The following is a 6778-nucleotide window of genomic DNA, read 5'->3' on the forward strand; positions in this document are numbered from 1 at the left end:
TAAGCAATCCAGAGCGGCGCAAGGCAGCCCCCTGGATTGGTGCGTCGGCCGGGACGTTGAACACGTGATCGCCGAACTCGGCCTCGCGCTTCTCTGGATTGCCGCCGCGCTCGCCTGCCTGTCGCTTGTCGCAGGGACGCTGTATCTGCGCGGCGGGCAAAAGGATCTGGCGGCGCTGGTTCGCCCGGCGAGTGTTGCGCAGGGGGTGCTTACCGCAACCGCGTTCTGCCTGCTGATCGCGCTGTTCGTGCGCTCCGACATGTCGGTCGAACTGGTCGCGCGCAACAGCAACAGCCTGAAACCGATGATCTTCAAGATCGCCGGAACGTGGGGCAATCACGAAGGATCGATGCTGTTGTGGCTGACGATCCTGTCGCTGTCGGGGGCGCTGATCGCGCTGTTCGAAAAGCGGCTGCGCGAGGATACGCTGATTGCGACCTTGAGCGCGCAGGCCGCGCTCGGCCTTGGCTTTTTTGCCTTTCTGATCTTTTCATCGAACCCCTTCAATCGGTTGCCGGTCGCGCCGCCCGACGGGCAGGGGCTAAACCCGCTGCTCCAGGACATCGGCTTGGCTTTCCATCCGCCGACGCTTTACGTCGGTTATGTCGGGCTGTCGGTCGCGTTCAGCTTTGCCGTTGGCGCGCTCATCACGCGCGAGATCGGGCCCGCGTTCGCGCGTGCGATGCGGCCGTGGGTGTTGTTCAGCTGGATTTTCCTGACGATCGGCATCACCGCGGGCAGCTATTGGGCTTATTATGAGCTGGGCTGGGGCGGCTGGTGGTTCTGGGATCCGGTCGAGAATGTCTCGCTGATCCCATGGCTGGCAGGCGCCGCCTTGCTGCATTCGGTCGCGGTGACCGCGACGCGCAATGCGCTCCGCGCGTGGACGGTGATGCTGGCCGTCATCGGCTTTTCGATGTCGATGGTCGGCACCTTCATCGTGCGGTCGGGGTTGCTGACCAGCGTCCACAGTTTCGCGGTCGATCCCGAGCGCGGGACATTTTTGCTCGTGCTGATGGCGATCTATATCGGCGGCGCGCTGACGCTGTTTGCGCTGCGCGCGGGCAGCGTGGCCGAGGGGAAGAAGTTCGCGCTGCTCAGCCGCGAAGGCGCGCTGGTGATCAACAATCTGCTGCTGACGACGATCCTCGCGCTCGTCCTGCTCGGCACACTGTATCCGATCGTCGCCGAGGCAATGGGCGAGAAGATTTCGGTCGGGCCGCCCTATTACAATCGTGTTGCGGGGCCGCTAGCGCTGATCTTGTGCCTCGTGATGGTAGCGGGACCGCTGCTTGGCTGGCGCAAGGACGACGGCAAGAAGCTGTGGTCGCGCCTGCCGCTGGCGATCTTCGCCGGGGCGGCGGTGCTGTTCGCGCTGATCTTGTTCGGCGGCAAGGTCGGCATCCTGCCGTTGCTGGGGATGACGGTCGCTGGCGTTGTCGCAGTCGCCAGCCTCGCGCCGCTGTGGGGCCGCAACCTCCGCCGCACGCCGCTGCCGACCTGGGGTATGGTGATCGCGCATTTTGGTGTCGCGGTGTGTCTGGCGGGGATGGGCGCCGAAAGCGCCTTCATCAAGGAACGGCTGGTCGCCGCGGCGCCCGGCGATGTCATCAAGGTCGGCGATTTCGCCGTGAAATTTGTCGGCGTGAAGCCCGTGGCGGGGCCGAATTTTACCTCGATTGAAGGCACGCTGGTCGCGACGACGTCGGGCGGCCAATCCTTTACGATGCGGCCCGAGGCGCGCACCTTCCCCGGCTTGATGGGGACCGCGCCGACCGAGACCAACGAAGCGGCGCTGCTGACGCGGCCGGGCGGGCAGCTCTATGCGGTGCTGGGGCAGCCGGTAACGAGCAATGACGGCACCGCCGACCGTTATCAGATCCGCCTGTGGTGGAAGCCGCTGGTGTGGTGGATCTGGCTTGGCGGCGGATTGATCGCGCTGGGCGCGGCACTGTCGCTGCTCGGCCGCGCGCAGTTGCTTGGCATCTGGCGATCGCGGCGCCGCCGGAAATCAGAGGAGCGCTTTGCGCCATGACCAACCGCTGGGTTCTCTTCGTGCCGCTTGCGATCATGGGATTGCTGTTCGGCGCCTTCATCTATCGGCTGGTGACGCCCGCCGAGACGCTGATCCAGTCGCAGTGGATCGACAAGCCGATGCCGCTGTTCGACCTGCCGCCCGCGACCGCGGGGGTGGCGGGACTGAAGAGCAGCCAGCTCGCCGACGGCAAGCCGCGGCTGGTCAATGTGTTCGCGAGCTGGTGCATTCCCTGCCGTGCCGAGGCGCCGCAGCTGGAGGCCTTGAAGGCGGCAGGCGTGCCGATCGACGGCATTGCGATCCGCGACCGGCCTGAGGATGTCGCGATGTTCCTGCGCGAATATGGCAATCCGTTCGACCGGATCGGATCGGACATGCAGAGCAGCGTCCAGATCGCGCTCGGATCGTCAGGGGTGCCGGAGACCTTCCTGATCGACGGCAAGGGCGTTATTCGCGAGCAGATCCAGGGCGTGATTCTGGCCGAGCAGGTGCCCGAAATCGTCGCCAAGCTGGAGGCGATGAAGTGAGGCTGATGCTTGTCCTGCTTGGTTTGCTGGGCGCGTTTACCGCCCCGCTGGCCGCGCAGGACCGCCTGCCGCCCGCGCCCTACGCCTATGAACAGCTGCGCGACCCGGCGAAAGAGGCGCGCGCAAAGGCGTTGATGGAGGAGTTGCGCTGCCTCGTCTGTCAGGGCCAGTCGATCGCCGACAGCGATGCGCCGCTGGCGGGCGATATGCGGCACGAGGTACGGAGCAAGATCGCCGCGGGCGAAAGCCCCGACGAAATCAAGGCGTGGCTGGTGGCGCGATACGGCAATTGGGTGAGTTATGATCCGCCGTTCGACCGCGCAACCGCATTTCTGTGGCTGGGGCCGTTGCTGTTCCTGCTGCTCGGCGGCTGGCTGGCGTTCGGACGGTTTCGCCGCGGCGCGAGTGACGATGCGGAGGATAGCGCATGATCTGGCTGTGGGTCATGCTGGCAGCGCTGCTGACGATTGGCGCGATTTTCTGGCTGGGCAAGCTGCCTGCCGCGGCGCGGCCGCTGGCGGGCGCCGCGGTCATGCTGGGACTCGCGGGTTACGCGCTGCAGGGCAACCCCTCGCTGCCAGGCAAGCCGGTGGCGGCGCCCGAGGAACCCGCGGGGTTTGGCGACGCGATCACCGACCAGCGACAGGGCATGGCCGAACGCTTTGGTCCGGCGGCGCAATGGCTGGGCATGTCCGACGGCTTTGCGCGCACAGGCAAGACCGAACTCGCGGCGCAGACGCTCGAAAAGGGGCTGGAGCGCTATCCCGACAATGTCGATCTGTGGGTCGGGCTGGGCAATGCGCTGACCGCGCATGGCGGCGGGATGATGTCGCCCGCGGCGGCGCTGGCGTTCGATGAAGCGTCGCGGCATGATCCCTCTCACCCCGCGCCGCCCTTTTTCGCGGGTCTAGCGCTGGCGCAGGGCGGTGATCTGAAAGGCGCTGAAGCGGTGTGGAGCGAGTTGCTTGCCCGCAGCCCCGCTGATGCGCCGTGGCGGCCGGACCTCGAAATGCGGCTTGCCCAGCTGCGGCAGGCATTGGGACCGCAGCCGTTGCCCGCAACGGGACAAACCCCCTGATATGGACGCTATTCCAATCGTGCGGGCTCGTCTAATGGCTGGCGATGACTGCTGAGTCGCCAACTGCGGCGGGCGGCGCCGAAAGCGTCGCGCCGAGTGCCGCCAATACCGGCCATTATGGCCATGGCCACACCGGAGACGGCAAGCTGAAGCTTGCGGTCGGCGCGGTCGGCGTCGTGTTCGGCGATATTGGCACCAGCCCGCTTTATGCGTTTCGCGAAACCTTTGCCGGGCATCACCCGATCGAGCCCGACCGCCTGCACATCTATGGCGTGCTCAGTCTGGTGTTCTGGTCGATGATGCTGGTCGTCACCTTCAAATATGTGCTGACGATCATGAAGGCCGATAATAAGGGCGAGGGCGGCAGCCTGGCATTGCTCGCGCTGATCAGCCGTTCGTCGGGTGAGAAGCGCTGGACGTGGCCGATCATCCTGCTTGGCGTGTTCGCGACCGCGCTTTTCTATGGCGACAGCATGATCACTCCGGCGATGTCGGTGCTGTCGGCGACCGAGGGGCTGCGCTACATTGATCCGGGCTTTGCTCCCTATATCGTCCCGATCGCGCTAGCGATCCTGATTGGCCTGTTTGCGATCCAGTCGCGCGGGACGGCCAAGGTTGGCGCGCTGTTCGGGCCGATCATGCTGCTCTATTTTTTCACCTTGGCCGGATTGGGTATCATGCATATCGCCGATAATCCGTGGATTATCGTCGAGACCATCAATCCCGTGAACGCACTGCGCTTTTTCTATGTTGATGGTTTTACCGCCTTCATCGCGTTGGGTGCGGTGGTGCTCGCGGTGACCGGTGCCGAAGCGCTTTACGCTGATATGGGGCATTTCGGGCGCGGGCCGATCGGGATGAGTTGGCTTGCCTTTGTGCTGCCCGCACTGATGCTCAACTATATGGGGCAGGGGGCGATGGTCCTTGCCGCCGAGGCCGGGCCGCGTGCCGATCTGATTTCGGACCCGTTCTTTCAGATGATGCCGCAATATCTGGAGGTGCCGGTCGTCATCCTTGCGCTGCTCGCGACGATCATCGCCAGCCAGGCGGTTATTTCGGGCGCCTTCTCGCTGACCCAGCAGGCGATCCAGCTCGGCTTCATCCCGCGCCTGCGCGTCGAGCATACCAGTGCTTCGGCGGCGGGGCAGATATATATTCCGGTGGTCAACTGGTTCCTGATGATCATGGTAATCATCCTGGTGCTGTTCTTCGGTTCGTCGAGCAATCTGGCTGCGGCCTATGGCATCGCGGTGACCGGCGCGATGTTCATCGACACCTGCCTGCTCTCGGTCGTGCTCTTCACGCTGTGGAAATGGCCGGCGTGGAAAGCGCTGCCCGTGCTGGCGGTGTTCTTCATCGTCGACATCGCCTATTTCGGCGCCAATCTGATCAAGGTACCCGACGGCGGCTGGGTGCCGCTGGCGATCGGCCTGATCATCTTCACGATGCTCACCACCTGGTCGCGCGGGCGCAAGCTGATGCAGCAGGAAATGGCCGAAGGGGCGATGCCGATCCCGGTTTTCGTCAAATCGGCCGCTAACAGCGCGACGCGCGTGCCGGGCACCGCGGTGTTCATGACGTCGAGCAGCGACGGCGTGCCGCACGCGCTGCTCCATAACCTCAAGCACAACAAGGTTCTGCACCAGCGGATCATTCTGCTGACGATCAAGGTCGCCGACGTTCCGTTCGTGCGCGAGGAGAACCATTGTGCGCTCGAGGATTTGGGGCAGGGGTTCCACCGCCTGGTCCTGAATTACGGGTTCATGCAGCCGGTCGATGTGCCCGATGCGCTGAAGCGCGTGACGAGCTGTGGCGGCGAGTTCAAGATGCTGGAAACTAGCTTTTTCCTGTCGCGCCAGACTCTGATCGCGGCGAGCAAGCCAGGGATGCCGATCTGGCGCGAAAAGCTGTTCGCGTGGATGCTGCGCAACTCGGAAAGCGCGATGGAATATTTCCGCCTGCCGACCAACCGCGTCGTCGAGCTGGGCAGCCAGGTCGCGATCTGAGGCCGACGGCGAGATTAACTCCGCGTCATCTGCGATCATGCGTTTGAACATTGTCGCCGGTCTTGCGATATCAGTGCGAGGCGATGGTGGTTGGCCGCCGACGTGGACGCGGGGAGCACGGATGCTCTGATCCTGCCGGTACCGCGGAACCCTTTGCGCTGACGGTCGGCTTGCGCTGACGGTCGGCAGGGCCATGCAGGGCCGCTCGGTCGAGACGCTGGAAACGGCGCCGGGCTGCATGGGACTGCGGCGCGAGCGGGTCGAGCGTGCCGTCGCCGACATCGCTACGCCGTGCTTTCGCCTGCACTTCGGTGCCGTGCCGATTTGTGCGGCTACGGCTGTTGGAGGACACGACGCGGCGCACCCTTACCGATCGGCACGGGGCGTGGTTCTGGTTCAACCGCCGCGATCCGATGCGGCTGTTTGTCGATCGTCCCTATCTGGACGACGCGATCGCGCGGTTGTTCGGCGGCGCTACAGCCTGACCTTCGCGTCCAGCTCGCGGCGCGCCGCAAGATATTGCGCTTCGAGTTCGGCGACAAATTCGGCGACGGGGCGCACCGCGGTGACCGGGCCGATGCCCTGACCAGATCCCCAGATGTCCTTCCACGCCTTGACCTTGGTATTGCCGCCCGAACCGAAGTTCATCGTTTTGAGGTCGCCTTCGGGCAGGTTGTCGGGGTCCATGCCCGCGGCTACGATCGATTGGCGGAGGTAATTGCCGTGCACCCCGGTGAACAGGTTCGAATAGACAATGTCGCCGGCGCGCCCCTCGACGATGCCGTCCTTATACGCCTGATCGGCATTGGCTTCGGCGGTGGCGATAAAGGCGCTGCCGATATAGGCGAGGTCGGCGCCGCATGCCTGCGCCGCGAGCACCGATCGGCCATGGCCGATCGCCCCCGACAGCGCCACCGGGCCGTCGAACCATTCGCGGATTTCCTGCATCAGTGCGAAGGGCGACTGGCGCCCGGCGTGGCCGCCTGCACCGGCGGCGACGGGGATCAGCCCGTCGGCGCCCTTTTCAACCGCGTTGCGCGCAAAGCGGTCGTCGATGTCGTAGTGCAGCGTGATTCCGCCCCAGCTATTCACCGCCGGGGTGAGTTACTCGCGCGCGCCGAGCGAGGGGATT

6 protein-coding genes and 1 pseudogene are annotated in these 6778 nt (G+C 64.9%); 6 read left to right on the plus strand and 1 reads right to left on the minus strand.

The features are described from left to right. Positions 1-64: 64 nt before the first annotated feature. The 6 genes from K0M74_RS13295 (at position 65) to K0M74_RS13320 (ending at position 6131) form a co-directional block, all read left to right on the plus strand. Positions 65-2035, plus strand: coding sequence for a heme lyase CcmF/NrfE family subunit (locus tag K0M74_RS13295; protein ID WP_293973189.1), 1971 nt, complete (start codon positions 65-67; stop codon positions 2033-2035). After that, complete coding sequence (locus tag K0M74_RS13300) at positions 2032-2562, plus strand: DsbE family thiol:disulfide interchange protein (RefSeq protein WP_088440719.1); 531 nt, start codon at positions 2032-2034, stop codon at positions 2560-2562. The genes K0M74_RS13295 and K0M74_RS13300 overlap by 4 nt, the downstream gene beginning before the upstream one ends. 5 nt (positions 2563-2567) lie before the next feature. Further along, positions 2568-2993, plus strand: coding sequence for a cytochrome c-type biogenesis protein (locus K0M74_RS13305; protein ID WP_293973207.1), 426 nt, complete (start codon positions 2568-2570; stop codon positions 2991-2993). Beyond that, the gene (locus K0M74_RS13310) at positions 2990-3640 is read left to right on the plus strand and encodes a cytochrome c biogenesis factor (protein WP_293973194.1); all 651 of its coding nucleotides are present in this window, start codon (positions 2990-2992) and stop codon (positions 3638-3640) included. Before K0M74_RS13305 ends, K0M74_RS13310 begins: the two co-directional genes overlap by 4 nt. Before the next feature lie 44 nt (positions 3641-3684). Continuing rightward, entirely contained in the window at positions 3685-5646 is a 1962-nt protein-coding gene (locus tag K0M74_RS13315) for a potassium transporter Kup (protein WP_293973197.1), read from the plus strand. A gap of 326 nt (positions 5647-5972) precedes the next feature. After that, entirely contained in the window at positions 5973-6131 is a 159-nt protein-coding gene (locus K0M74_RS13320) for a hypothetical protein (RefSeq protein ID WP_293973199.1), read from the plus strand. Here K0M74_RS13320 and K0M74_RS13325 read toward each other — a convergent pair. Beyond that, a pseudogene (locus K0M74_RS13325) lies at positions 6121-6778 on the minus strand (nitronate monooxygenase); the annotation flags it as partial. The gene K0M74_RS13320 and the pseudogene K0M74_RS13325 sit on opposite strands and share 11 nt — an antisense overlap.

This window comes from Sphingopyxis sp., from assembly GCF_019459305.1.
Classification (GTDB): domain Bacteria; phylum Pseudomonadota; class Alphaproteobacteria; order Sphingomonadales; family Sphingomonadaceae; genus Sphingopyxis.

What these genes read in the sequence shown, in the direction of transcription:
- K0M74_RS13315 (WP_293973197.1), top strand. Translation starts at nt 3,685, where the DNA reads ATGACTGCTGAGTCGCCAACTGCGGCGGGCGGCGCCGAAAGCGTCGCG.
- K0M74_RS13305 (WP_293973207.1), top strand. Translation starts at nt 2,568, where the DNA reads ATGCTTGTCCTGCTTGGTTTGCTGGGCGCGTTTACCGCCCCGCTGGCC.
- K0M74_RS13300 (WP_088440719.1), top strand. Translation starts at nt 2,032, where the DNA reads ATGACCAACCGCTGGGTTCTCTTCGTGCCGCTTGCGATCATGGGATTG.
- K0M74_RS13310 (WP_293973194.1), top strand. Translation starts at nt 2,990, where the DNA reads ATGATCTGGCTGTGGGTCATGCTGGCAGCGCTGCTGACGATTGGCGCG.